This is a genomic window from Streptomyces sp. MA5143a, from assembly GCF_900290235.1.
Classification (GTDB): domain Bacteria; phylum Actinomycetota; class Actinomycetes; order Streptomycetales; family Streptomycetaceae; genus Streptomyces.
In genome coordinates this window covers 35,619-61,576 of record NZ_OLMK01000021.1, presented here as the reverse complement: position 1 = coordinate 61,576, position 25,958 = coordinate 35,619, and the positions used below count along the sequence as shown (strand labels likewise).

Annotated in this window: 20 protein-coding genes and 1 tRNA gene; 12 read left to right on the top strand and 9 right to left on the bottom strand. The window is 72.0% G+C overall.

The features are described from left to right. A complete protein-coding gene (locus SMA5143A_RS10635; RefSeq protein WP_107462623.1) occupies positions 1-3,867 on the bottom strand; it encodes a Pls/PosA family non-ribosomal peptide synthetase in 3,867 nt (1,288 codons plus the stop codon). A gap of 288 nt (positions 3,868-4,155) precedes the next feature. Between SMA5143A_RS10635 and SMA5143A_RS10630 the strand changes: the two genes are divergently transcribed. Then, positions 4,156-7,890 (top strand): AAA family ATPase, encoded by a 3,735-nt coding sequence (locus SMA5143A_RS10630; protein ID WP_146193891.1) that lies wholly within the window; start codon positions 4,156-4,158, stop codon positions 7,888-7,890. Between the two features lie 26 nt (positions 7,891-7,916). Here the strand turns inward: SMA5143A_RS10630 and SMA5143A_RS42950 are convergent, their stop codons facing one another. Together SMA5143A_RS42950 and SMA5143A_RS10625 are read right to left on the bottom strand one after the other, a co-directional pair. Next, positions 7,917-8,075: a hypothetical protein gene (locus tag SMA5143A_RS42950; RefSeq protein ID WP_181361805.1), complete on the bottom strand. Its 159-nt coding sequence runs from the start codon at positions 8,073-8,075 to the stop codon at positions 7,917-7,919. A 206-nt stretch (positions 8,076-8,281) separates the two neighbouring features. Beyond that, positions 8,282-8,369: transfer RNA gene (locus SMA5143A_RS10625), tRNA-Leu, on the bottom strand. A gap of 199 nt (positions 8,370-8,568) precedes the next feature. Between SMA5143A_RS10625 and SMA5143A_RS10620 the strand changes: the two genes are divergently transcribed. The 3 genes from SMA5143A_RS10620 (at position 8,569) to SMA5143A_RS44560 (ending at position 11,428) form a co-directional block, all read left to right on the top strand. Further along, the gene (locus SMA5143A_RS10620; protein ID WP_107462621.1) at positions 8,569-9,894 is read left to right on the top strand and encodes a M20/M25/M40 family metallo-hydrolase; all 1,326 of its coding nucleotides are present in this window, start codon (positions 8,569-8,571) and stop codon (positions 9,892-9,894) included. Between the two features lie 158 nt (positions 9,895-10,052). Further along, positions 10,053-10,286: a chaplin ChpH gene (chpH, locus tag SMA5143A_RS10615; RefSeq protein WP_099965647.1), complete on the top strand. Its 234-nt coding sequence runs from the start codon at positions 10,053-10,055 to the stop codon at positions 10,284-10,286. Between the two features lie 131 nt (positions 10,287-10,417). Next, complete coding sequence (locus tag SMA5143A_RS44560; RefSeq protein ID WP_107462620.1) at positions 10,418-11,428, top strand: chaplin; 1,011 nt, start codon at positions 10,418-10,420, stop codon at positions 11,426-11,428. A gap of 70 nt (positions 11,429-11,498) precedes the next feature. Here SMA5143A_RS44560 and SMA5143A_RS10605 read toward each other — a convergent pair whose 3' ends face one another. Continuing rightward, complete coding sequence (locus tag SMA5143A_RS10605) at positions 11,499-11,687, bottom strand: DUF5703 family protein (protein ID WP_005485166.1); 189 nt, start codon at positions 11,685-11,687, stop codon at positions 11,499-11,501. Positions 11,688-11,735: 48 nt separating this feature from the next. On the opposite strand from SMA5143A_RS10605, the gene SMA5143A_RS10600 reads away from it, so the two are divergent. Then, positions 11,736-12,446, top strand: coding sequence for a hypothetical protein (locus SMA5143A_RS10600; protein WP_107462619.1), 711 nt, complete (start codon positions 11,736-11,738; stop codon positions 12,444-12,446). Between the two features lie 75 nt (positions 12,447-12,521). Here SMA5143A_RS10600 and SMA5143A_RS10595 read toward each other — a convergent pair whose 3' ends face one another. Both SMA5143A_RS10595 and SMA5143A_RS10590 read right to left on the bottom strand, forming a co-directional pair. Next, the gene (locus tag SMA5143A_RS10595; RefSeq protein WP_107462618.1) at positions 12,522-14,714 is read right to left on the bottom strand and encodes a helix-hairpin-helix domain-containing protein; all 2,193 of its coding nucleotides are present in this window, start codon (positions 14,712-14,714) and stop codon (positions 12,522-12,524) included. After that, a complete protein-coding gene (locus SMA5143A_RS10590; protein ID WP_107462689.1) occupies positions 14,711-15,694 on the bottom strand; it encodes an aldo/keto reductase in 984 nt (327 codons plus the stop codon). The genes SMA5143A_RS10595 and SMA5143A_RS10590 overlap by 4 nt, the downstream gene beginning before the upstream one ends. A gap of 176 nt (positions 15,695-15,870) precedes the next feature. Between SMA5143A_RS10590 and SMA5143A_RS10585 the strand changes: the two genes are divergently transcribed. Together SMA5143A_RS10585 and SMA5143A_RS10580 are read left to right on the top strand one after the other, a co-directional pair. After that, positions 15,871-16,926, top strand: coding sequence for an LLM class F420-dependent oxidoreductase (locus tag SMA5143A_RS10585; protein ID WP_107462617.1), 1,056 nt, complete (start codon positions 15,871-15,873; stop codon positions 16,924-16,926). A gap of 229 nt (positions 16,927-17,155) precedes the next feature. Beyond that, positions 17,156-17,944, top strand: coding sequence for a hypothetical protein (locus SMA5143A_RS10580; RefSeq protein WP_107462616.1), 789 nt, complete (start codon positions 17,156-17,158; stop codon positions 17,942-17,944). A 79-nt stretch (positions 17,945-18,023) separates the two neighbouring features. Here SMA5143A_RS10580 and corA read toward each other — a convergent pair whose 3' ends face one another. Continuing rightward, on the bottom strand, positions 18,024-19,019 hold the full coding sequence (gene corA, locus SMA5143A_RS10575) for a magnesium/cobalt transporter CorA (protein ID WP_107462615.1): 996 nt from the start codon (positions 19,017-19,019) through the stop codon (positions 18,024-18,026). Positions 19,020-19,073: 54 nt separating this feature from the next. On the opposite strand from corA, the gene SMA5143A_RS10570 reads away from it, so the two are divergent. From SMA5143A_RS10570 to SMA5143A_RS10550, 5 genes are all read left to right on the top strand, one after another. Next, positions 19,074-19,760, top strand: a complete 687-nt coding sequence (locus SMA5143A_RS10570) for a histidine phosphatase family protein (RefSeq protein WP_107462614.1) — start codon at positions 19,074-19,076, stop codon at positions 19,758-19,760. Positions 19,761-19,856: 96 nt separating this feature from the next. Next, positions 19,857-20,447, top strand: coding sequence for a DUF3090 domain-containing protein (locus tag SMA5143A_RS10565; RefSeq protein ID WP_055514112.1), 591 nt, complete (start codon positions 19,857-19,859; stop codon positions 20,445-20,447). Beyond that, complete coding sequence (locus SMA5143A_RS10560; RefSeq protein ID WP_107462613.1) at positions 20,411-21,247, top strand: SCO1664 family protein; 837 nt, start codon at positions 20,411-20,413, stop codon at positions 21,245-21,247. The genes SMA5143A_RS10565 and SMA5143A_RS10560 overlap by 37 nt, the downstream gene beginning before the upstream one ends. 172 nt (positions 21,248-21,419) lie before the next feature. Beyond that, the gene (mshC, locus tag SMA5143A_RS10555; RefSeq protein WP_107462612.1) at positions 21,420-22,649 is read left to right on the top strand and encodes a cysteine--1-D-myo-inosityl 2-amino-2-deoxy-alpha-D-glucopyranoside ligase; all 1,230 of its coding nucleotides are present in this window, start codon (positions 21,420-21,422) and stop codon (positions 22,647-22,649) included. Positions 22,650-22,916: 267 nt separating this feature from the next. Next, positions 22,917-23,939, top strand: coding sequence for a superoxide dismutase (locus SMA5143A_RS10550; protein ID WP_107462611.1), 1,023 nt, complete (start codon positions 22,917-22,919; stop codon positions 23,937-23,939). A 108-nt stretch (positions 23,940-24,047) separates the two neighbouring features. Here SMA5143A_RS10550 and SMA5143A_RS10545 read toward each other — a convergent pair whose 3' ends face one another. Further along, positions 24,048-25,040 carry a PAC2 family protein gene (locus SMA5143A_RS10545; protein ID WP_099965637.1) on the bottom strand — a complete coding sequence of 331 codons (993 nt, stop codon included), beginning with the start codon at positions 25,038-25,040 and terminating at the stop codon, positions 24,048-24,050. Positions 25,041-25,209: 169 nt separating this feature from the next. Next, positions 25,210-25,881: a FadR/GntR family transcriptional regulator gene (locus tag SMA5143A_RS10540; protein WP_107462610.1), complete on the bottom strand. Its 672-nt coding sequence runs from the start codon at positions 25,879-25,881 to the stop codon at positions 25,210-25,212. Positions 25,882-25,958 lie beyond the last annotated feature (77 nt).

The window sequence follows — 25,958 nt, the reverse complement described above, 5'->3', positions numbered from 1 at the left end:
TCAGGGCCGCCACACCTCGATCGGGTTGCCCAGCCACCGGGTGTCGTCCGGGACGGACTCCGCGGCCATGACCAGCGACGCCGGACCCAGCGTGGTGCGGGCCCCGACCACACTGCCGGGCAGGACGATCCCGCCCGGGCCCAACGTGGCGCCCTCACGGAGTTCCACAGTATCCGTCCGCAAGATCCGGTCGTGGAAGAGGTGGGTCTGGAGCACGCATCCCCGGTTCACCGTGGCGCCGTGGCCGAGCGTCACCAGATCGGTCTCGGGCAGCCAGTAGCTCTCCACCCACACCCCCCTGCCGATCCGCGCCCCGAGCCCGCGCAGCCACACGTTCGTCAGCGGCGTACCGGGCACCGACCCGGCCAGCCACGGCACGGCCACCACCTCCACGAAGGTGTCCGCCAGCTCGTTGCGCCACACGAACCCGCTCCACAGCGGATGCTCACCACTGCGGTGCCGCCCCACTAGCAGCCACTTCGCGACGACCGACAGCACACCCCCCAGGGCGCCCGTGCCGAGCAGCACCAGCCCGCCGAGCAGCCATCCCCAGCCGCCCAGCGCGCTCAGCACGGCCACGGTCAGCAGGGCCAGCCCCGCCGAGCAGAACACCGGCACGATCCGGCACAGCTCCACCAGGGCCCGCGCCCACAGCAGCCGCGCCGACGGCTCGTACGTCCGGCTCTGGTCCCCGCCGGCCGCCGCCCTCGGCAGCTTCATCGGCGGCAGCCCCAGGTACGAGCTGCCCTTCTTCGCCTTCTTCGGCGTCGCCGACAGCACCCCGACCAGCCCGCCGTCCGGCACGGAACGCCCCGGCGCGGTCATCCCGGAGTTCCCGAGGAACGCCCGCCGGCCGATCTCCGCCCGCCCGATCCGCATCCAGCCGCCACCCAGCTCGTACGGCGCGGTCAGCGTGTCGTCCGCGAGGAACGCCCCGTCCCCGACCGTCGTCAGACTCGGCAGCGCGAGCACGGTGGACACCTCGGCGCCCTTCCCGATCCGCATCCCCAGCAGCCGCAGCCACACCGGCGTCACCAGCCCCGCGTACAGCGGGAACAGCGTCTCCCGCGACCGGTCCATCAGCTGCGTCACCGTCCACGCCTGCCAGCCGACCCGGCTGTGCGTGGGATGCGTGCCCTCCCGCAGCCCCAGGCTCAGCAGCCGCACGGCCACGAGCAGCAGCAGCGCGTACGCCGCCCCGAACGCGAGTGTCGCGGGCACCAGGCCCACCGCCGCGCCCCGTACCGCGGACCCGAGCCCGGCATCCGGCGCCACGAACAGCGCCAGCACGGCCAGCGCGGCGACCCCGGCGAGCAGCGGCAGCGCGGTCAGCCCGACACCGGTCGCCCCGTACGCGGCCCGCCAGAACAGGCCCCGCTGCGGACGCTCCTTCGGCCAGTTCCGCTTCGCCTTGCCCAGCTTGACCGCGGGAGCCCCCGCCCAGCGCTGCCCGGTGGGGATCTGCCCGGCGACCGCCGACCCCGGCGCCACCTCGGCCCGCTTGCCGACCCGCGCTCCCGGCAGCAGCATGCTCCGCGTCCCGACCACCGCGCCGGCGCCCACCTTCACGGCGCCGATCTCCAGCCGGTCCCCGTCCAGCCAGTACCCGGACAGGTCCACCTCCGACTCCACGGCCGCGCCCCGCCCGAGCTTCAGCAGCCCGGTCACCGGCGGCAGCGCGTGCAGATCGACCTCGGCACCCACCTTGGCGCCCAGGGCCCGCGCGTACCGCTCCAGCCACACCCCGGTCAGCGAGGTCGCCCCGCTGAACTCGGCCAGCCGCTCCGCGGCCCACAGCCGCAGATGCACGCTCCCGCCGCGCGCGTACCGCCCCGGCCGGACCCCGCGCAGCAGCAGCCGCGCCCCGCCCGCCGCCACCGCGAGCCGCCCCGGCGGCGTGAAGAACACCAGCGCTCCCGCCGCCACGGCCCACCAGGGCGCCGTCGGCAGCCACGCGTACGACCCGAGCAGATTGCCCAGCGCCGCCAGCGGCACCACCCAGCGCAGCCCCAGAAGCGTGAACAGCGGCACGAGCAGCAGCAGTTGCACGACCCGCGCCCGCAGCGGCACGGGCACCACGGCCCGCCCCGCACCGTCCTCCTGCGCCGACTCCTCCAGGTACCGGGCCAGCTTCCGCAGCGTCGGCCGCTGGTAGACGTCCAGCACCGCCACGCTCGGATACCGGCTCCGCAGCCGCGTCGTCAGCTGCGCGGCGGCCAGACTGCCGCCACCGATCGCGAAGAAGTCGTCGTCGGCGCCACCCACCGGCACACCCAGCACCTCGGCCCACTGCTCGGCGAGCCACGCCTCGGTGCCGTACAACTGCTCGGCCGGCCCGCCGGTCTCCAGCTCCGGCAGCGGCCACGGCAGCGCGTCCCGGTCGACCTTTCCCGACGTCCGCGTGGGGAGCTCCTCGACCGGCGCCAGCAGCGGCACCAGCGCCGCCGGCAGCTCCGCCCGCAGCCGCTCCACGGCCGCCGCCTGGTCCCACCCGTCCTGGGTCACCACATAGCCGACCAGCAGCTGGTTCCCGCTCCGCGCGGTCCGTACGGCGGCCGCGGCGCCCGCGACACCGGGCAGGCCCTGGAGCGCGGCGTCCACCTCGCCCAGCTCGATCCGCCGCCCGCCGAGCTTGATCTGCTCGTCCGCCCGCCCGAGGAAGACCAGCCCCTCCGGCTCCGCCTTCACCAGGTCGCCGCTGCGATAGGCGCGCTCCCAGCCCAGCGACTTCAGCGGCGCGTACTTCTCCGCGTCCTTCTCGGCGTCGAGGTACCGCGCGAGGCCCACCCCGCCGATCACCAGCTGCCCGCTGCCGCCCATCGGCACCGGTTCCCCGGCCTCGTCGACGACGGCCAGCTCCCAGCCGTTCAGCGGCAGCCCGATCCGGATCGGCTCCGCGCCGCTCATCAGCGAGGCACACGCCACCACGGTCGCCTCGGTCGGCCCGTACGTGTTCCAGACCTCGCGCCCCTCCGTCACCAGCCGTTGCGCCAGCTCCGGCGGGCACGCCTCACCGCCGAAGATCAGCAGCCGGACGTCGTTGAGCGTCTCCGGCTCCCACAGCGCCGCGAGCGTCGGCACCGTCGACACCACGGTGATCTCCTGCTCGACCAGCCACGGCCCCAGATCGGCGCCGCTCCTGACCCGCTCGCGCGGTACCGGCACCAGACAGGCCCCGTACCGCCAGGCCAGCCACATCTCCTCGCAGGACGCGTCGAAGGCCACCGAGAGCCCCGCCATGACCCGGTCCCCGGGCCCGATCGGCTCCTCGGCCAGGAACAGCTCCGCCTCGGCGTCCACGAACGCGGCGGCGCTGCGATGACTCACGGCGACACCCTTGGGCTTCCCGGTCGAACCGGAGGTGAAGATGATCCACGCGTCGTTCTCGACCCCGGGCCGCGCGGCGGGGGCGTCGGACACGTCGTGGACGGTCAGCTCGTGCCCGGCCCCGACGACGGCCCGCACCCCGGCCTCGCCGAACACCAGCTCGGCCCGCTCGTCGGGGTCCTCGGCGTCCACCGGGACGTACGCGGCGCCGGCGGCCAGCACCGCGAGGACCGCCACGTACAGGTCGTTGGTGCCCGACGGCACCCGCACCCCGACCCGGTCCCCGAGCCCGACGCCCACCGCGCCCAGCCGCCGCCGCAGCCGCTCCACCTCTGTGGCCAGCGCGCGATAGGTGAGCCGCCGGGTGCCGTCGTCCAGCGCGGGCTCGTCGGGGAACGACCGCACGGACGCCTCGAAGACGTCGACGAGGGTGCGCGGGGAGGCGGCGGGCCCCGCCTCGAAGAGGGCCGGCCCGTCGAGTCCCTCCGCCAGTTCCCCCTCCAACAGGGTCAGCTCGGGACTCTCGTACACGGCGGCCATCGGATCCTCGCCTTTCACACCCGGACGACCCGGGGGCGCCAACGGGCCCACAGGTCTGCCTGGGGATATTTCCGTATGGCGCCGAACAAGCCCAATACTGTAGTGCTCGGGTGACTACGGCCTGTCGTATCGGCCAAGCGGAGGCATCCGAGAGACGACTCACGAACATGGGGCTGTCTATCGTGACCTGGGGTTTCTTCAGCACGGCGAGATGTCGCGCACATTTCCTCACAGGACCCGTCCAACTGGTGGGCACGGGGGCCTCCGCGCTGACACGGGGAGCGCCACATGCTTGCCAGTGACCTGATGGCCGCTTTCTGGCGACCGTTACGGAAGATGGTCAAGGAGCACGGCGTACCCCGCACCCGACTGTGCAGGGAACTGGGCCTGGGCGCTTCCGGCTTGTCCGAGCTGCTGAACGGCAAGCGCGCCAAGGCTCCGAGTTGGGACACGGTGCGGACGATCGTGACCGCCTGCGACGAGGCCTCGCAACTCGAGTACTGGCGTACGCGGCTGACGGAGCTGGAGACGGAACTCGAACGCATCGTCCCTGGGCGGCGGGAGGAACAGCCGGGGACCGCGGACGATCGTGACGCTTCGGCCGACTGTTCCGTCTGCGCCGACGAGTACGAGGACGAGCGTTTCCGGGCATCCGTACGGGCACTGGTCGGCGACGAATGGCAGATCCGGTCCTTCGGCGCGGCGACGAGGGTCCTCGCGAGCCGACACCCCGTTCTGCGCCGCGACGCCGAGACCCTCGTCGAAGACGAGGTGGAGTCACGGGAGGATCTGGCAGTCTTCCGCGACCGCTTCGAAGACATCGCCCGGCGCATGCTAGCCGGACTCGGCCCCAGGGTGCGCCAAGCGTGCCACCTTCACCGCGTGGGGCTCCTGCGGGCGGCGCACACGATTCTGCTGCTGGAGGGCAGCGTCAGGAGCCCGTCGCTCGACGCGCTGTGGACCGAGGGCCGGGCCGGTGGCACGCTCGGCATGGAGGACCTCTCGGCCACGGCTCTCGGTGACGGCACCCTGGCGTCCGGAACCCTGCCCATCACCGACGTGCCGTATGTCGACCACCGTGCCCGCATCCTGGCCCACTACGAGTCCGCAGAGTCCTGGGGGGACGACGAGAACCCCCCTGCCGCCGCCGAGGTCTCCACGGCCGTGTACGAGTCCCGCCTCGCGGAAGTGGCCGCCGAATGCCCCGAACTGCTCGTGTGGGCGACCATGCTGGACGGCCCGCACGCGATGCGGGGCCTGGACGCCTGCCCGAAGGGAGAGGCACGAGAGCATCTGGAGGCGCTGTACCAGGAGGTAGGGGCACAGAACGGGGGCTTGGACGGCCTGGAGACCCTCCTGCGGGCCCTCACCCGCCAGACCACGCCGGGTGCGTGGCCGGCCCGGCTCTCGGAGATCTACCGGCACGAGCTGAACCGGCCGATCTCGCCTGTCGGGGAGGCTGACGACGAGCCGAGCCCCTGCATCCCGCGTCTTTCCGAGGGATACGTGAACCCGGCCTTCCGGGTCGCCGTCCACTCGCCCCACGGAATGCCCCACGTCGATGCCTGGTGGAGCAGCCGCCCCCTGAGCGAAGAGATCCAGGGCTTCCTGGCCGCATATCTCACCGGTTTCCCGACGGTCCGCCCGCTGATCGTCCTGGGCGACCCCGGCGCGGGCAAGTCACTGCTCACACGGCTGCTCGCCGCCCGTCTCCCGCCCGAGGACTACCTCCCCATCCGGATCGAGCTCCGCAACGTCTTCGCCGACGCCGACATCCTCGAACAGATCCGGCAGGCGTTGCGGCTCGCCACCCTCATGGACGTCACGTGGGCCACGGTCACGGAGCTGTCGGACGGAGTGCTGCCCGTCCTGATCTTCGATGGCTTCGACGAACTGCTCCAGGCCAGCGGCGCCGACCACTGGCGCTATCTGCAGGACATCGCAGACTTCCAGGAGGCCTCGGCCCGCAACGGCCTCCCGGTGGCCGCCATCGTCACCAGCCGCACGGTCGTCGCCGACCAAGCGAAGTTCCCCGACGACAGCGTCATCATCCGTCTGGAACCCTTCGACGGGACCCGCATCGCCCGCTGGACGGACACGTGGAACAGGGCCAACGCCAGCTACTTCCGGCGTAACAGGCGCAAGGGACTCGCACCGCTCCGCCGAGACCTCGGTGCCATCTACCCGGATCTGGCGGGTCAGCCTCTCCTGCTGCTCATGCTCGCTCTGTACTTCAGCGTGGAGCAGGGAGCGGGACCGGCGCGCGTCGACCACGCTTCCATGAGCCGCGTCGATCTGTACGAGCGGCTCTTTCGCCTCTTCGTCCGCCGCCAGATCACCAAGCTGGAGCCCGGGCTGCGCCCCAGGGCCTTGGAGGAGCGCATCGAGAACGAACTCGACCTCCTGTCGGTCATAGCCGCCGCCATGTTCAACCGCGGCAGCCAGGGAGTCAGCGCGGAGGAGGCCGACCACGATCTCCGCTTCCTGCGCGCCCCCGACAGCAGGACAGCCTGCCCCGAGGCCCGGCTTCTTTTCGGCAGGTTCTTCTTCATCCATGAGGCCAGGGCCACCTTCGAGCAGGGAGCCGACCGGCGGTGGTACGAATTTCTGCACGCCACCTTCGGAGAGCACCTGGTCGCCCGGAAGATCGCCCGCACTCTGGCCCGCTGCCCCGACGGCGGCCCTCACGACGGCCTGTTGTTCGACCTGCTCTCCCACTCCCTGCTGACCGACCGCGCCCAGATCCTCGACAACCTCCGCGACCTCCTGTCCTCCTGGGACGCCGTACGCCCTCTCTTCCCCACCGCACTCGACGAGCGTCCGGCCGAGAGCCGCACGGGCTACACGGCGAGACCGGCCCGCGTCACCCACCGCCATGCCTGCTACAGCGCAAACCTCCTCCTGCTGGCCCTGGCCCCGGGTCAGGTGGTCAACTTTTCCGAACTCGTCGCCGACGCCCCCGACCCCGCTGCCCACTGGACCGAGCACGCACTGCTCTGGAAGTCCCAACTGCCCTCCGACTCCTGGGACGCCTTCACTCGCGCGGTGGGCAGCGTGCCCCAGCGGGCGGTCTTCGGCGCACTGGAGGGGCGGCGGGACATAGCTCTCTGCCTGGGCCGACACGAGGTGCCCGACACGGTGAGTCGCGCCGCCTGGGTGCTGGACCCGACCGAGAAGGAGACCGCACCGGACATGGACGACCAGTCGTCCTCGTCCGACCGGTGGCACGAGACGCTGCGCCGCGCCCGCCTGCTGTACGACCGCGATGTGGAGCTCCTCCTGGAGCCTGCGCTCCCGGTGTTCGAGGAACTCGACGAACTCACCCGCACCTGCTCCGTCGACCAGTTCGGACGGGGAACGTCTGTGGCTCATGCCCTGGTCACCCTGATGGTGTGCGAAGCCGCGCCCGCCCGTGACCTGATGACCCGCTACAAGACATGCCTGCGTGCCCTTGACGGCTCCATGGGGCCATGGGCCGAAGAGCGACTCGTCGCACTGGTCGCCCAACGGTTGGTGGGCGAGAGCGACCGGCTTCCCCGGGACTTCGTGAGCGACACCGTGTGGACCCTGGCGCGTGCGTGGGCGGAGCTCAGGCCTCTCTCCGACAGGGACGAGCGGACACCTCTGCATCTGCTCTCAGTGGCCTGCCGCCAGCTCGCCCGCGCCTGCGACGAACAACTGGCTGTCGCCGCCGCTCGGCTTCTTGCGCTCGACGCCGGGCAGGTGGTGAGCGACCTGGCCATCGACGTGGCCGGGGAGCCGCCCGTGCCCGACGTCACGACCACGCACGACGTGCTTGCCCGGCTCCACCGCAGAGTACAGACGCGCGCCGACCCGGACGCGCGTGCACTGTCCGGCCTACGCCTGCTGAAACTGGCCGTCGCGCTCGACCAGCGCGAGTGGTGCGATGCCTACGGCACACAGGTACTGGACACCATGGACGCCGCAGGCTTGGACGGCGTGCTCCCGTCAGAGGCCGAGTACGTCAGAGGGGTGGACGGACGGCGCGCCTCCGACGAGTGAGCGCCGCCCCGCAACGTCCTGACCCCTCAGCCCGCGTCCTTGTCGTCGGCGATGAGCCGGTCCAGCTTCTCGGCAAACCAGAGGGACACGGCTCCGGTGACGATCGGCCCCACCCCGGACAAGGGTTCCCCGGCGAGTTGCCCCAGGGTTTCGGCGACGGCCCCCGCCACCGACCCGGCGGCCACGGCGACCCTCCATGATCACCGCGCTCCGCAAGGTGACGATCTTTCCCATGACATCCTCCCGAACCAGTAGGTGTGACCCCACCTTCGAGGAGCCGCGCAGGAGAGTGGCAGAACACCGAAGCACCCCGAAGACGACGGGTAGCGGCCGACGATCGGCGGCAGCACCCCGAACAGCAAAAAGACCCCTGATGGACAGGGGTCTCAGCTGGTGTCCGAGGGGGGACTTGAACCCCCACGCCCGATAAAGGGCACTAGCACCTCAAGCTAGCGCGTCTGCCATTCCGCCACCCGGACAAGGTGTCTGCCGTGCGAGGTGTCCCCCGCGGCGACAGAGAAAACATTACCAGGCTTTCCGGGGCCCTCGATCACACCCCGTTCCCGGAGGTCCCGGGCGTGAACGGCGTGTGACGGGCCGGTCCCGGTCTTGGGGCGGGCCCCCGGGCAGGAGGAGGATGAGGGGGAACCACCAGCAGCGACAGCGGGAGGAAGCAGCGTGAGCGAGACGGACACGGCCAGGCGCGTGACCGGTGAGGACGAGGTCGTGGACCTCTGCCGCGAGCTGATCCAGATCGACACCAGCAACTTCGGCGACCACTCGGGCCCGGGCGAACGCAAGGCCGCCGAGTACGTGGCGGAGAAGCTCGCCGAGGTGGGTCTCGAACCGAGGATCTTCGAGTCGCACCCGGGCCGTGCCTCGACGGTGGCCCGCATCGAGGGCGAGGACCCGTCCCGGCCCGCGCTGCTCATCCACGGCCACACCGACGTCGTCCCGGCCAACGCCGACGACTGGACCCACCACCCCTTCTCCGGTGAGGTCGCCGACGGCTGTGTGTGGGGCCGGGGCGCGGTCGACATGAAGGACATGGACGCGATGACCCTCGCGGTCGTCCGGGACCGGTTGCGCAGCGGTCGCAAGCCCCCGCGCGACATCGTCCTCGCCTTCCTCGCGGACGAGGAGGCCGGCGGCACGTACGGCGCCAAGTACCTGGTCAAGAACCACCCCGACCTCTTCGAGGGCGTCACCGAGGCGATCAGCGAGGTCGGTGGGTTCTCCTTCACCGTCAGCGAGCAGCGGCGGCTCTATCTGATCCAGACGGCCGAGAAGGGCATGCACTGGATGAAGCTGACCGTGGCCGGCACCGCCGGGCACGGCTCGATGATCCACCGCGACAACGCCATCACCGAACTGTCCGAGGCCGTCGCCCGCCTCGGCCGCCACACCTTCCCTGTGCGGGTCACCAAGACCACCCGCGCCTTCCTCGACGAACTCGGCGACGCGCTCGGCACCGAGCTGGACCCGGAGAACATGGAGGGCACCCTCGCCAAGCTCGGCGGGATCGCCAAGCTCATCGGCGCCACCCTCAGCAACACCGCCAACCCCACCCAGCTGGGCGCCGGCTACAAGGTCAACGTCATCCCCGGCGAGGCCACCGCGCACGTCGACGGACGGTTCCTGCCCGGCTTCGAGGAGGAGTTCCTCGCCGACCTCGACAAGATCCTCGGGCCCAACGTGCGGCGCGAGGACGTGCACTCCGACAAGGCGCTGGAGACGTCCTTCGACGGGGCGCTGGTGGACGCCATGCAGTCCGCGCTGGTCGCCGAGGACCCGGCCGCGAAGGCGGTCCCGTACATGCTCTCCGGCGGTACGGACGCCAAGTCCTTCGACGACCTCGGTATCCGCGGCTTCGGCTTCGCCCCGCTGAAGCTGCCGCCGGAGCTGGACTTCGCGGGCATGTTCCACGGCGTCGACGAGCGCGTGCCGGTGGAGGGCCTGAAGTTCGGTGTGCGCGTGCTCGACCGGTTCCTCGACGCTTCCTGACCTTCTTGGGTGTCGGAGCGACTCCTTTATTCGGTAGCGCGTACGAAGATCGACCGGGTCGGGTGAATCGGACCATAAGCTCGTAGCTCCATTCATCCCTCCTCGTTACAGGTGATGTGACTCGCTCTTCGGGGTCGCTTTGCCAACAAGGAGGAATAATGATCAAGAAGGTCGTCGCTGCTGCGGCTGCCACCGGTGGTCTCGTGCTCGCGGGTGCGGGTCTGGCTGTTGCCGACGCCGGCGCCCAGGGTGCCGCTATCGGTTCCCCGGGTGTCGCGTCCGGCAACGTCGTCCAGGTGCCCGTTCACGTCCCTGTGAACGTGTGCGGCAACACGATCAACGTGATCGGGCTGCTGAACCCCGCCTTCGGCAACACCTGCATCAACAAGTGACGTTGTGCCTCACCCAGTGAGGGTCCGATAGCCGTTGGCCCCGGAGTGTGCGCCATGCACTCCGGGGCCGACCGGTTCCCCGGACAAGGTGAAGAAGATCAGACCATAGGGCTAAGGCAGGTAATTCAGACATGCGACAGGTCACCCGCAAGGGCCTGATGACGATGGCGGCCGCGTCCGGCGTCCTCGCCGCGGCCGGCGGTTACGCGCACGCCGATTCCGGCGCCCAGGGCTCCGCGACCCATTCGCCCGGCGTCCTCTCGGGCAACAACGTGCAGGCGCCGGTCGAGGCCGAGGTCAACGTCTGCGGCAACACCGTCAGCGTCGTCGGGCTGCTCAACCCCGCGTCCGGCAACAAGTGCTCCAACGGCGTCAAGACCGGCAAGCACACCGGTGGTTCCGGATCGTCGTACGGGGGCTCGCGGGCGCAGGGGCACGCCGGTGACTCGCCCGGTGTCGCGTCGGGCAATCAGGTGCAGGCCCCGGTGCACGTACCGGTCAACGTCTGCGGCAACAGCGTCAACGTGGTCGGCGTCGGCAACCCGGCCACGGGCAACGAGTGTGCCAACGGCGGCGGCCACCACGGCTCGTCGCACGGCGGTGACCACGGCTCCTCCCACGGCGGCGGCGGATCCCACGCGGACGGTCACACCGGCAACTCGCCGGGCGTCGGCTCCGGCAATCATGTGCAGGTCCCCGTGGACGTCCCGGTCAACGCCTGCGGCAACAGCGTCAGCGTGATCGGTCTCGGCAACGGCACGACCGGCAACGACTGCGTGAACACGGGCGGTGGAGGGTCGCACGAGAACCCCGGTAACCCGGGCAACCCCGGCAACCCTGGGAACCCCGGCAACCCCGGCAACCCCGGCAACCCCGGGAACCCCGGTAACCCCGGCAACCCGGGCAACCCGGGCAACCCCGGGAACCCTGGTCACCCCGGTAACCCGGGCAACCCCGGTTCCCACGGCCCGGGTGGTGGCACCAACACGCCGGGTACCCAGACCGTCACCCGGCCCGGGGCAACCGGGCAGCTCGCCCAGACCGGCGCCGAGGTGCCGCTCGGCCTCGCCCTGACGGTGGGCGCCGGCACGCTCCTCGGGGGCGCGCTGATCTACCGCAAGGCACGGGCCACCGCCCGGTAACCGGACCCCGCGCACAGGAAACGGAGCGGGCCCCGCACCAGCGGGGCCCGCTCCGTTTCCTCTGCTCACATCACCACGTGGCCCGCACCTGGCGGATGATCCGTCGGCGCAACCGCACCCTGCGGCTGCCATCGCGCAGCAGACTCAGTCGGTCCAACTCCCAGTGTCCGTACTCGGCATGGTCCGTCAGCAGGCGTGTGGCGTCCTTGCGGGAGACCCCGCGCGGTACGTACACGTCGACAAATTCGTATTCCGGCATCGGTATCTATTGTGCGGGCTGGGGCTCGGTACGGATAGCGTCTGCACTATGTCTGATGCTGCGCAGCCCACCGCTGCCGAGGTACGCGCCGCCGCCGAGGCGGTCAAGACCGCGCTCGACCGCCACCTGGCCGCGGTCGAACGCCGGTCGGGTGAGGACGACCCGGCCGTCTACGAGGCGTTCAACGAGCTGGCCGCGGCCGCCGAGGAGTACGACGAACTGCTCTACGACCGCTACGACGAGGTCACTCCCTTCGAGATCCCCGGCACCGAGGACATGCCGCCGTACACCGGCCCCGAGGAGCCGGGCGCGCTGAGCGTGCTGATCCGGCGGGACTACACGGTGGTGGAGCCGCAGCGGTTGCTGGCGCAGGCGCAGCGGGTGGAGGCGGCCGACGAGCCGTCCGCCGTCGGCGTCGGCGACGACGCGGCGTCGGCCACCGTCCACGGCGCCCTGGGCGTTCTGTTCGGCGAGTTCGAACCGGACGAGATCGCCTCCCGGCACAAGGAGTTCGGCCTGGAGGAGGGCGACTCCACGCTCTGGGTCACCGCCGGGGACGACACGGCCGACCCCGGGGAGTGGCTGGAGGCCCCGTTCGAGAACGTCGACCCCCAGCGGGTCGTCTGCCGCTTCGACGTCAGCGCGGTCTTCGACGAGGACGACATCGAGGACGACATCGAGGACGTCGAGGACGAGGTCGATGTCGACGAGGACCTGGACGAGGACGAGGAGTTGGAACCGCTGGACGCGGACCGGTAGGGGGCCGGGCCGCCGGCCCCCCCGGGACTCGGATCCGCAGGTGGGCGGCAGCCGCGCCCACCCCGGCCCCCGGTGTCAGCCGGCCGGGGGCACCTGCGCCTTGAGCAGGGCCGGGAGGCGGGTCGTGCGGGGCTTCGGGGGGACCTCGGCGACCGCGCGGGGGAGCATCTGCTCGACGCCGTGGACGACGGAGAGGTGTCGTTCCGCGCGGGAGAACGCGGTGTAGACCCAGGGACGGCTGAGTGCCGTGCCCGCGTCACCCGGCAGTACGACCACCGCGGCCGGCCAGCGGTGTCCCACCGCCTGGTGCGCCGTGAGCGCCCACCCGTGCCGTACGGCCGTGTCGACGCGCTCCTTCGGCACGACGACGGCGCCCCCCGCGCACTCCAGGTGCAGCCCCTCCGCGTCGGCCTTCACGACGCGCCCCGGCGTCGCACGGCCCGGCACGGGGGAGTGGACGACACGGTCACCGGGGTCGAACCCGCCGAAGCGACCCGGCCCGGGGTTCAGCCGCTCCTTCAGTGCCGTGTTCAGCGCACGGGTGCCCGCCGCGCCCCCATGACCGGGGGTGATCACCTGCACCTGCTCGGCCGGGACACCGAAGGCCCTCGGCACGGAGTCCACGACGAGCTGCACGGTCCGGTGCACCGCCTCCCCGGCGTCCCGCACCGGCACGATCACGACCTCCTTGCCGGGCGCCTCCACCTGGTTCAGCTCCCCGATCCCGATCCCGGAGACCAGCTCACCGAGCGGGCCGGGGTCAGGGGTCCGTGAGGAGACCTGCGTGCAGGCCCGAGCGGCGAGGAGGTCCGCGAACACCCGCCCCGGCCCGGCGGACCACAGCACCCCCGGATCGCCGCTGAGCACCAGCCGCGCCCCGTCGGGCAGCGACTCGACCAGGACGGCGGCGGTCTCCACGTCGAGCTGCGGCGCGTCCAGCACCACGAGCAGATCGAGGGCGAACGCGCCCTCGGCGTCCCTGCCGGGCCCCTCGGCTCCGGCCAGCAGCCCGCCCACGGTGACCACGGCGGAACCGCCCGCCCCGGCGTCGTCGGGGGCCGCGCCGCCCGTCCCGGCCCCGTCCAGCAGTGCGGCGAACCGCCGTCGGCCGTCCGCGCTGTGCGTGGCCGCGTACGCCCGCAGCCCGAGGGCGCGCGCTGCGGCGACCAGCGCGGCGGGCTCGGCGCGGGCGGCCTCGCCGCCGGTGTGCAGGACGAGCCCGTCCCCGGCGACGGCGCGGATCAGTTCGGCGGCGGGACGGGGCGCCGACGCGGCCGCCGACGCCCAGTCCGTGGTGTCGTCCTTGGGCAGGGAGTTCACGATCCGGGCGAGGCCGTCGGCGAGGCTCTCCTCGGCGAGGGCGTAACGCTCCAGGCCGACCAGGACACGCACCGGGCGCTCCGGCTCCTCCTCGTCGTCCTCGACGTCGGTGGCCGCCGCGACGGGTGGGGCGTCGTCGAGCGCGTCCTGGAAGATCAGCGCCTCGCCTTCCGCGACGGCGCTCCGCACGGCCTCGTCCGGGTCCGGCACCGCACGCTGGGCGAGCGCGGCGGTGAGGGCCGGCATCTCCAGCGCGGTGTGCCCGGCGACGGCGGCCTGCTCCAACAGCCATACCGTGACCGCCCGGCCGCGCCGCTCGTCGTCCGGTCCGCACTCCGCGCCGAGCAGCGCCCGCGCGAAACCGTCGGCCTGTTCGGGCCGGACCCCGACGACCCGCAGCAACTGCCAGGGGTCCTCGCGCAGTCGGTCACCGGCGCCCTCGCCGAGCGCCTCGGCGACCTGCGGCGCCAGCGTCTGCGGTGCGCCGCCCTCGGCCAGCACCGCGCGCACCGCCCCGACCGTCTCGCCGGAGGGCGCCACGGCGACGGGGGCCGCCACCGGTTCCGGGCGCCGCACCGGTTCCGGCGCGGGCCGCCGGGGCGCGGGCTCCGGCTCCGCGAAGACGGTGGCCGAGGGCTTCTGCCCGCCCTCCACGGCCCGTACGGCCGCCAGCAGGTCGGCTGCCGTGCCGCTGAGCTTGGCGCCCGCGGTGACAGGCCCCTTCTTCTCGGCCTTGCGGCGCTCGATCCGCTCCCGCTCCAGCTTCTGCGCCGCCAACTCGGCCTGGGCCTCGGACAGATCGGATGCGCCGTCGGCGCTCTCCGCGCCGGCAGCCGCGTCCTTCGTGGCCTCCTCGGCACCCGCGTCCTCGGCGGTCTCGGCGTCGGGCGTTGCGTCGGCGCGGTCCCCCGGCTCGTCCGGCTCCGTGGTCCCGGGCTCCGTGCTCACAGCGTGCTCCAGTCGTGATCGGGATAGCGGTGCACGGGCGCCGACACGTCGTCGAGAGCCCGGCAGATCTCGTCAGGAAGACTAAGGGTCTCCACTGACAACGCCGCCGTGAGCTGGAGCGCGTTGCGCGCGCCGACGATGGGCGCGGCGACGCCCGGCCGGTCCCGGACCCAGGCGAGGGCGACCTGGAGCGGCGTCACGGCGAGCCCGTCCGCGGCGGTCTGCACCGCGTCCACGATGCTGGTCGCCGTGTCGTCGAGGTACGGCGCGACGAACCGGGCCATGTGCTCGGAGCCGCCCCGCGAGTCCGGCGGTGTGGCGTGCCGGTACTTCCCGGTCAGCACCCCCCGGCCCAGCGGGGAGGACGGGAGCAGCCCGACCCCGAGGTCCAGCGCGGCCGGCAGCACCTCGCGCTCGACGCCGCGCTGGAGCAGGGAGTACTCCATCTGCGTACTGGCCAGCCGGGTGCGTATCCCCGGTGCGGCGAGCTGCCAGGTGGCCGCCTTCGCGAGTTGCCAGCCGCAGAAGTTGGAGACCCCGGCGTAGCGGGCGCGGCCGCTGCTGACGGCCAGGTCGAGGGCGTGGAGCGTCTCCTCCAGCGGGGTCTCGGGGTCGTAGGCGTGGAGGTGCCAGAGGTCGACGTGGTCGGTGCCGAGGCGGGCCAGGGAGGCGTCCAGGGCGGCGAGCAGATGACCGCGGGAGCCGTCGAAGCGACGGTCGGGGTCGGGGACGCTGCCCGCCTTCGTGGAGATGACCAGGTCACGGCGGGGCACAAGGCCGTCCATCAGCCGGCCGAGCAGATATTCGGCCTCGCCGTCGCCGTACACGTCCGCCGTGTCGACAAGGGTGCCGCCCGCCTCCCAGAACACCTTCAACATGTCCGCGGCGTCATGCTCGTCCGTGTCGCGGCCCCACGTCAGGGTGCCGAGCCCGATCCGGGACACACGCAGGCCGGTACGGCCGAGATGCCTCTGCTCCATGGACGCCGACATTACTGTCCGGAGTTCGCCGTGTGGGGGCCTGTGGACGACCGATTTCCCCAGCGCACCGCGCGACCGGCCACGACGCACCCCGCACTGGCCCCTCTGCGGCCTCCCCCCGGTAGGGTCGGGCGGAACAAGGACGTTACTGATCGGTAAGGGGAAGGCGGGTCTATATGAAGCTCGGGATCAACCTCGGCTACTGGGGCGCCGGGATGGACGGGGACAACCTGGCCGTGGCCCAGGAGGCCGACCGCCTCGGCTACGCGGTGTGCTGGGCGGCGGAGGCGTACGGCTCGGACGCCGCCACCGTGCTCAGCTGGGTCGCCGCCAAGACCGAACGCATCGACGTCGGCTCGGCCATCTTCCAGATCCCGGCCCGCCAGCCGGCGATGACCGCCATGACCGCCGCGACCCTCGACTCGCTCTCCGGCGGCCGGTTCCGCCTCGGCCTCGGGGTGTCCGGCCCGCAGGTCTCCGAGGGCTGGTACGGCGTGAAGTTCGACAAGCCGCTCGCCCGCACCCGCGAGTACGTCGAGATCGTCCGCAAGGCGATGACCCGAGAGCGTCTGTCCCACGACGGCGAGCACTGGACGCTGCCGCTGCCCGGCGGCCCCGGCAAGCCGCTCAAGCTCACCGTGCACCCCACCCGCGAGCACATCCCGCTGTACATCGCCGCGATCGGTCCGAAGAACCTGGAGCAGACCGGTGAGATCGCCGACGGCGCGCTGCTGATCTTCCCGTCGGCCGCCCACCTGGAGGACACCGCCGTCAAGTACCTCCGCGCGGGGCGCGAGAAGGCCGGCAAGACCCTCGACGGCTTCGACGTGTGCCCGACGCTGCCGCTCGCCCTCGGCGACGACAAGGACGTCACGACGCTCGCCGACACCTTCCGCCCGTACACCGCGCTGTACGTCGGCGGCATGGGCAGCCGCAAGCAGAACTTCTACAACCAGCTCGCCCAGCGCATGGGCTACGAGAAGGAGGCCGCCGAGATCCAGGACAAGTACCTGGCCGGCGACAAGGCCGGTGCCGCGGCCGCGATCCCGCACGAGCTGATCGACCAGACGACGCTCCTCGGCTCCGTGGAGCGCATCGCCGACCGGATGAAGGCCTACAAGGAGGCCGGCGTCACCACCCTCACGCTGGCGCCCGCGGGCTTCACGCTGGACGAGCGGATCGCCGCGCTGCGGGCCGGCACCGAGGCCCTGGAGCGGGCCGGGCTCGCATAGCGGGAGGGGCCGGTACGCCGGCCCTGAGAAGTTCTACGGCCGTGGTGGGGGCTCGGGGGTCTTCCCCGCCACGGCCGTCACGGGACACAACGCGCCGACGGCCCTGTCGGTTACGCGTCCTCGCGGCCCTGTCGTCCTTCGTTTGGCGGATTTGTCCGACACAGCTGTTGCCCGACTCCTGGTACCCCATTTGACTCGTTTTTCAGGGTCCTGCAGAGAGGTGCCTCCCATGCTTTCGGCCAAGAGCCTGTTCCAGGAGATCATCGACGACGACGAGTCGTTCCGGTTGTTCTGCTCCATCGCCGCCAGCGGCGAGTCGCAGGGCGGCTGGGAGAACGCGCGCATCGCCGCGCTCGTCCCGGAGAGCGAGCGCGCGCTCGCCCCCAGGATCACCCGCCACGGCGCGGACGAGGACAAGCACGGACGGATCTTCAACGCCCTGATGAGGAAACGCGGCCTCGAACCCGCAAAGGTCCCGCCGGAGACCGACTACACGATGCTCCTGGAGCGCGAGGGCATCGGACTGGCCCACGAGAAGCTCAAGGCCGACCAGGCCCTCACGGAGCGGGACATCATCGTCTACCTCTCCCACAGCCGCGTCACCGAACAGCGCGCCTCCGAGCAGATGGTGCTGCTCCGCAAGCACTTCGCCGACCATCCGGAGATCGGCAAGGCCGTCCGGATGATCTCCGACGACGAGGACAACCACCTCGCGTACACCCACGAGGAACTCCTGCGGTTCGCCGCCGCCGGACACGGCCGCCTCATCCAGCGGACCCTGCGCGAGTGCGCCCTCGCCGAGATCGCCGTCTACCGGGACGTCAGCCTCGCCGTGATGGCCCACATGGGGCGCGTCCTCGGCTGGTCGAAGGCCAAGTCCGCCGTGCTCGCCGCGGGCATCCACGCGGTGTACGCCTACGAGCGGGCCTTCGGCTGGCGCCGCATGGTCACCCTGGAGATGCCGGAGCGCCGCGACGCCCTCGGCGGACCGGCGACCACGGCACCCGAGTTCGCCTGATCCCGGGCCCGAACAGCCGCACGCGCGCGTGGAGCACTCCCGGCTCCGCCCGGCCCTCCCCGCGCGCGGCGGCCCGTCGTCACAGCCACCCGCGCCGCTTGAACAACCGGTACACCAGCACCTCCAGCCCGGCCGTCACCGCGATCACCACCGGATACGACCACACCCAGCGCAGCTCGGGCATGTGCTCGAAGTTCATGCCGTAGATCCCGGCGACCATCGTGGGGATCGCCGCCATGGCCGCCCACGCGGAGATCTTCCGCATGTCGTCGTTCTGCCGGACGCTCATCTGCGCGAGATGCGCCGAGAGGATGTCGGACACCAGCCGGTCCAGGCCCTCGACGGACTCGTTCACGCGGGTGAGATGGTCGCTGACGTCACGGAAGAAGGGCCGGGCCTGCTCGTTCACGAACGGCACCGCCGAGCCGGTCGCGCCCTGGCCGGAGAGCCGGGTGAGGGGGGCGGCGAGCGGGCCGGTGGCGCGGCGGAACTCCAGCACCTGGCGCTTGAAGGTGTAGATCCGCGACGCGGTGTTCCGTGAGCCGCCGACGTCCGGGGAGAACACCTCGGCCTCCAGCTCCTCCAGGTCCGTCTGGAGCTCGGTCGCCACCTCCAGGTAGTGGTCGACCGTGGCGTCCGTGATCGCGTACAGGACGGACGTGGGTCCCTCGCCCAGCAGCTCCGGCTCCCGCTCCAGCCGCCGTCGTACGGCGTTCAGGGGCGAGCCCCCGCCGTGGCGGACGGTCACCACGAAGGCGTCGCCGAGGAACACCATGATCTCGTCCGTGCTCACCGTGTCCCCGGCCGGCTCGTACACGACCGGCTTCAGCACCATGAACAGCGAGTCCTCGTACACCTCCAGCTTCGGCCGCTGGTGCGCCTTCAGGGCGTCCTCGACGGCCAGCGGATGCAGGGCGAACTCCTCGGTGACGAGGGCGAACTCCTTCTCCGTCGGCTCATGCAGGCCGATCCACACGAAGCCGCCCGAGGCACGCGCGGCGGTCAGGGCGTCGGAGAGGTCCTCGGGCCCCTCGGTGCGGTGGCCGTCGCGATAGACGGCACAGTCGACGATCACAGGGAGTTCCTTTCTCGACGGTGGAGCGGCAGGAGGGGCGTCTAGGCTGGCCGCATGCCCACGTTGATCCTTGTCCGGCACGGCCGGTCCACCGCCAACACCGATGGGGTGCTCGCCGGGTGGACGCCCGGCGTCGCCCTCGACGAGCGCGGCACCGCGCAGGCCGCGGCACTGCCCGGCCGTCTCGCCGGGCTGCCGATCTCCGAGGTCGTCACCAGCCCCCTCCAGCGCTGCCAGGAGACGCTGCGCCCCCTCCTGGAGGCCCGGCCCGAGCTGAGCCCGCACACCGACGACCGCATCGGCGAGTGCCACTACGGCGACTGGTCCGGCCGCAAGCTCGCCGAACTCACCGACGAGCCCCTGATGCAGGTCGTCCAGTCGCATCCGACGGCCGTGCAGTTCCCCGGCGGGGAGTCGATGCGGGAGATGCAGCACCGGGCGGCGGAGGCGGTACGGGAGTGGAACGCGCGCGTGGAGCGCGACCACGGAGCGGACGCCGTCTATGTGATGTGCTCCCACGGCGACATCATCAAGTCGCTCGTCGCGGACGCACTCGGACTTCATCTGGACCTCTTCCAGCGGATCTCTGTCGAACCGTGTTCCATCACCGCGATCCGTTACACACGACTGCGGCCGTTTCTCGTCCGCCTCGGCGACACCGGGGACTTCGCGTCCCTGGCGCCGCGTGAGGAGCCCCCGACCGGCGACGCCGCCGTCGGGGGCGGCGCGGGAGCACCGTGATCGTCAACCGCAGTAGGGTGAAGCGGTCGCGAAGGCGCTGAACCCGTCAGCAGCCGGAGCGACCGGTCCCGACGTCGATTCCAATGGAGACAGGACGTGTCCCGTCAGGTGTTCCTCTACGACCCCCCGGACCGCTTCGTGGCCGGTACGGTCGGGCTGCCCGGGCGCCGGACCTTCTTCCTGCAGGCCTCCTCAGGGCAGCGGGTCACCAGCGTGTCCCTGGAGAAGACCCAGGTCGCCGCGCTCGCCGAGCGCATGGACGAGCTGCTCGACGAGGTCGTGCGGCGCAGCGGGGGCAGTGCCCCGGTGCCCGCCGTCGCCCCCACCGAGGTCTCGGACACGGCACCGCTGGAGACCCCCATCGAGGAGGAGTTCCGGGTCGGCACCATGGCGCTGGCCTGGGACGGAGACGAGCAGCGCATGATCGTCGAGGCCCAGGCACTGGTCGAGCTGGACGCCGACTCCGAGGAGGACCTCGCCGAGGCGGAGGAGCGGCTCCTCCAGGACGAGGAGAACGGCCCGCCGATGCTCCGCGTCCGCCTCACCGGCGCGCAGGCCAGGGCCTTCGCCAAGCGCGCCCTCGACGTCGTCAACGCGGGACGGCCGCCGTGCCCGCTGTGCAGTCTTCCGCTCGACCCGGAGGGACACGTATGTCCGCGCCAGAACGGATACCGCCGCGGGGAGTGACCTCCGACGGGCGGACCCCGGCCGCCGTGCTGCTGGCCGAGGGCGAGCTGACCGTGCGCGGTCAGGTGCGCGAGGCGTCCAACGCGGTCCTGTACTGCTCGGTGTCGTACGAGGGACACGAGGCCGCCTGCGTCTACAAGCCCGTCGCCGGGGAGCGCCCGCTGTGGGACTTCCCCGACGGGACGCTCGCGCAGCGCGAGGTCGCCGCGTACGAGGTGTCCGAGGCGACCGGGTGGGGGCTCGTACCGCCCACGGTGCTGCGGGACGGGCCGTACGGCGAGGGCATGTGCCAGCTGTGGATCGAGGGGGTGCCCGGTTCGGAGCTGCTCGCCCTCGTGGACGGTGAGGAGGCGGGGGAGGGCTGGAAGGCCGTCGGCCTCGCCGAGGTCGGCGACGGCGAGACCGCGCTCCTCGTGCACGCCGACGACCCGCGACTGCGCCGCCTCGCCGTCCTCGACGCCGTCATCAACAACGCGGACCGCAAGGGCGGCCATCTCCTGCCGGCCGCCGAGGACCGGCTCTACGGCATCGACCACGGTGTGACCTTCAACGTCGAGAACAAGCTGCGGACCCTGCTGTGGGGGTGGGCGGGGGAGACCCTCACGGACGAGGCCGTCGACGTGCTGAAGCGGTTGCGGGACGCGTTGGGCGACGGTGGGGAACTGGCGGCGAAGCTGTCGCCCCTGATCACGGCCGCCGAACTGGACGCCACCAGGGAGCGGGTCGCCACCCTGCTGAGGACCGGCCGCCACCCGGAACCGAGCGGCGAATGGCCGGCGATCCCGTGGCCGCCGGTGTGAAGCGGTGCGGCAGGGCCGGTGGGCTGGAGGACGGCGGCCGGCCCGGGGGCCTTCGGGGGCGCGGGGAACTGCGCGATCAGCCCCCACCACCCGCGGTCGCCGTGCATCGTGTACTCCCGAACCGTTGGGCGCCCCCGGCTTAAGCCCGGAGGGATCGGGTTAGGCTCGTGGCATGTATGCCTGGCCCGCTTCTGAGGTCCCCGTCCTGCCCGGCAAGGGCCGCGACCTGAGGATCCACGACACCGCGACCGGCGGTCTGGTCACCCTTGACCCCGGTCCCGTCGCCCGTATCTACGTCTGCGGTATCACCCCGTACGACGCGACCCACATGGGTCACGCGGCGACCTACAACGCGTTCGACCTCGTCCAGCGCGTGTGGCTCGACACCAAGCGGCAGGTTCACTACGTCCAGAACGTCACCGACGTCGACGACCCGCTGCTGGAGCGGGCCGAGCGCGACGGCATCGACTGGGTGGCCCTCGCCGAGAAGGAGACCGCCCTCTTCCGTGAGGACATGACCGCCCTGCGGATGCTGCCGCCGCGGGAGTACATCGGCGCCGTCGAGGCCATCCCCGGCATCGTCCCGCTCGTCGAGCGGCTCCGCGACGCCGGCGCCGCGTACGAACTCGAGGGAGACATCTACTTCTCCGTCGAGTCCGACCCCCACTTCGGCAAGGTCTCCGGTCTCGACGCCGCCGCGATGCGGCTGCTGTCCGCCGAACGTGGCGGCGACCCGGACCGGCCCGGCAAGAAGAACCCCCTCGACCCGATGCTGTGGATGGCCGCGCGCGAGGGCGAGCCCAGCTGGGACGGCGGCTCCCTCGGCCGCGGCCGGCCCGGCTGGCACATCGAGTGCGTCGCCATCGCCCTGGACCACCTCGGCATGGGCTTCGACGTGCAGGGCGGCGGCTCCGACCTCGCCTTCCCGCACCACGAGATGGGCGCCTCGCACGCGCAGGTGCTGACCGGCGAGTTCCCCATGGCCAGGGCGTACGTCCACGCCGGTATGGTCGCGCTGCACGGCGAGAAGATGTCGAAGTCCAAGGGCAACCTCGTCTTCGTCTCCCGGCTGCGCCAGGACGGGGTGGACCCGGCGGCCATACGGCTCGCGCTCCTCGCCCATCACTACCGGGCCGACTGGGAGTGGACCGACCAGGTCCTCGAGGACGCCGTCGCCCGGCTGGGCCGGTGGCGTGCCGCCGTCTCCCGGCCCGACGGGCCGTCCGCGGAGGCGCTCGTCGAGGAGATCCGCGAGGCTCTCGCCGACGACCTGGACGCCCCGGCCGCGCTCGCGGCGGTCGACCGCTGGGCCGCGCTCCAGCAGGAGCAGGGCGGCACGGACGAGGGGGCACCCGGTGTCGTCTCCCGCGCCGTGGACGCCCTCCTCGGCGTGGCCCTGTGAAGTAACGACTCTGCACAGGCGGCGCAGCGATGACCGGCCGTCACACGTGACACGTGCTCAAGGCGGCGCGGTGGTGCCGCGGCGAGGGGCGCCTTCTCCGGACGGAGGGGGCGCCCCTTTCGCGTACACGGGCGAGCCGACGACGCTGTCGAGGCCCTGTCGGTCGGTTGCCGGAGGCTGCGGGGTGGGGCGGCATGTGATGGGGTGACAGACGTCAGTCGAAGCCGGACCGGCCAGCCGCCGGTCCCTTCGTGGAAGGGACGCACAGTGGCACCCCCGCACTCCTCCTCCCGCTCCTCCCTCTCCCCCCATTCCGCCCAACGCCCCGTCAGCCGACGTGGACTGCTCACGGCATCGGCCGCCACCGCGGGCGCCCTGCTCGTCGGGACGTCGGCCGCCGGGACCGCGTCCGCCGCCGGGACCGCCGCGACGGCCGGGAAGACCTGGCCGGACGTCATCCCGCTCCCCAACGGCTTCCGCCCCGAGGGCATCACCATCGGCGGCGGCCCCTACGCCTATCTCGGCTCCCTCGGCGACGGCTCCATCTACCGCGCCGACCTGCGCACCGGACAGGGCCGCATCATCTCCGCCGGACCCGGCACCCCCTCCGTCGGCCTCGAACTCGACGGACGGGGACGGCTGTTCGTCGCCGGACGCGCCCAGGGCGCCCGTGTGGTCGACGTACGCACCGGCGCGGTCCTCGCCTCGTACCGGCTCACCACGACGACGCCCAGCTTCGCCAACGACGTCTTCCTGACCTCGCGGGCCGCCTGGTTCACCGACTCGTTCCAGCCGGCCCTCCACGCCCTGCCGCTCGGCAGGCACGGTGAGCTGCCGCACGCGGACGACGTGGTGACGCTCACCCTGCGCGGCGACTGGGCCCAGACGCCCGGCGAGACGGTCAACGCCAACGGCATCACCGGAACCCCGGACGGCAAGGCCCTGCTCGTCGTGCAGTCCGGCGCCGGGGGACTGCACCGGGTCGACCCGCGCACCGGCGTCACCCGGCTCGTCGACCTCGGCGACTCCGCGCCCCTCACCAACGGCGACGGCCTGCTGCTCCTCGGACGGCGGCTGTACGTGGTGCAGAACCGTCAGAACGCGATCGACGTGTTCAAGCTCGCCGCGGACGGCCGCTCCGGCATCTTCGAGGGCCGACTCACGGACCCGGACTTCGACGTCCCGACGACCGTCGCCGCCCACAAGAACCGCCTGTACCTGCCCAACGCCCGCTTCACCACGACCCCGACACCGGACACGACGTACATGGTCGTCGCCGTGGAGCACTGACCGGCGGCCGAAGGACCGGCCCGGACCAGGGAGACCGCCGAGCTCCCCGCACCCTGCGCCAGGGAGCGGGGAGCGCGCGGTCTACGTCCGCTCACGGGACCGGGCCGATCAGTCCTCCGACGACTCCTCGTCGTCGCCGCCCGCACGTGGGGGTTTGGGCGGTCGCGCCCGGCCACCGGGGTTGTCCTTCGGGTTCCACGCGCCGGGGCCGGTGTCGCCCCCGTCGGCCGTGGCGTGACCGCCGGCCGCACCGGTGGGGCCGCCGTCGCGGCGCCGCAGATACCGCTCGAACTCGCGGGCGATCGCCTCGCCCGACGCCTCCGGCAGCTCCGCGGTGTCCCGCGCCTCCTCCAGCGTCTGCACGTACTCCGCGACCTCGCTGTCCTCGGCGGCCAGCTGGTCCACGCCCACCTGCCAGGCGCGCGCGTCCTCGGGCAGCTCGCCCAGCGGGATGCGCACGTCGATCAGGTCCTCCAGGCGGTTGAGGAGGGCCAGCGTCGCCTTCGGGTTCGGCGGCTGCGACACGTAGTGCGGCACCGCGGCCCACAGCGACACCGCAGGGACCCCGGCGTGCGTGCACGCCTCCTGGAGGATGCCGACGATGCCCGTGGGGCCCTCGTACTTGGTCTCCTCCAGGTCCATCCGCTGCGCGAGATCCGGGTCCGACGTGACCCCGCTGACGGGGACCGGACGCGTGTGCGGGGTGTCACCGAGCAGGGCGCCCAGGATCACCACCAGCTCCACGCCCAGCTCGTGGGCGAAGCCCAGCAGCTCGTTGCAGAACGAGCGCCACCGCATCGACGGCTCGATACCCCGGACCAGCACGAGATCACGGGGCTTCTCGCCGCCGACCCGCACCACCGACAACCTTGTCGTCGGCCAAGTGATCTTGCGTACGCCGCCGTCCAGCCACACCGTGGGCCGGTTCACCTGGAAGTCGTAGTAGTCCTCGGCGTCCAGCGCCGCGAACACCTCGCCCTTCCACTCCCGGTCCAGGTGCGCGACCGCGGTGGAGGCGGCGTCGCCGGCGTCGTTCCAGCCTTCGAACGCGGCCACCATGACTGGGTCGATCAGCTCGGGAACCCCCTCCAGCTCGATCACCCAGCGCCTCCTTCCGACGTGCCCTCGCGTACGCCCCAACCTTACGGCGTGCCCAGGGGGCCTTCGCAGCCCCCTTGCACGGGGGAGTGAACGGATCAATGCCCCGTTCGCGCGGCGGAAACACGCGCCGCCCGCCGGGTGCGAGTGATCATCGCCTCACAGCATCGCCTCACAGCGACGACCGCAGCCACTGCTCGACGCTCGCGATGTGGACCGTCGCCCAGGAGCGGGCGGCCTCGGCGTCGCGGTCGCGGAGGGCGGCGAGGATGGCGCGGTGTTCGTGGAGGGTGCGGCTGACGGCGTCCTCCTGGGTGAGGCCCCGCCAGACGCGGGCCCGGGTGGTGGGGCCCGACAGGCCGTCCAGGAGGGAGCAGAGCACGGAGTTCCCGGAGCTGCGCACGATGCCCTTGTGGAACTCCAGGTCGCAGGCGACCAGTTCCTCCACCGACGGATCGTCACCCAGCTTGTCCAACTGCGCTCCCAGAGCGTCCAGTTGCTGCTCGCTGATGCGCAGGGCCGCCATCGCCGTGGCGGCCGGCTCCAGGATGCGGCGCACGGCGAGGAACTCCAGGACCGTGTCGTCGCGGTGGAAGTCGACGACGAAGCTCAGCGCCTCCAGCAGGAGCTGCGGGTCCAGGCTCGTCACATACGTGCCGTCGCCCTGCCGTACGTCCAGGATGCGGATCAGTGACAGGGCGCGCACCGCCTCGCGCAGGGAGTTGCGGGACAGCCCCAGATCGGCGGCGAGCTCGCTCTCCTTCGGCAGTCGGTCGCCCGGGCGCAGCGCCCCGGAGACGATCATGTCCTTGATCTTCTCGATCGCCTCGTCGGTGACTGCCATGGCGCCGCCCTCCCTGCCGTTCCCTGCCTGATCAGACATCCGATGTCTCAGGTCATTATGGGCCTCCCGTCGCGGGA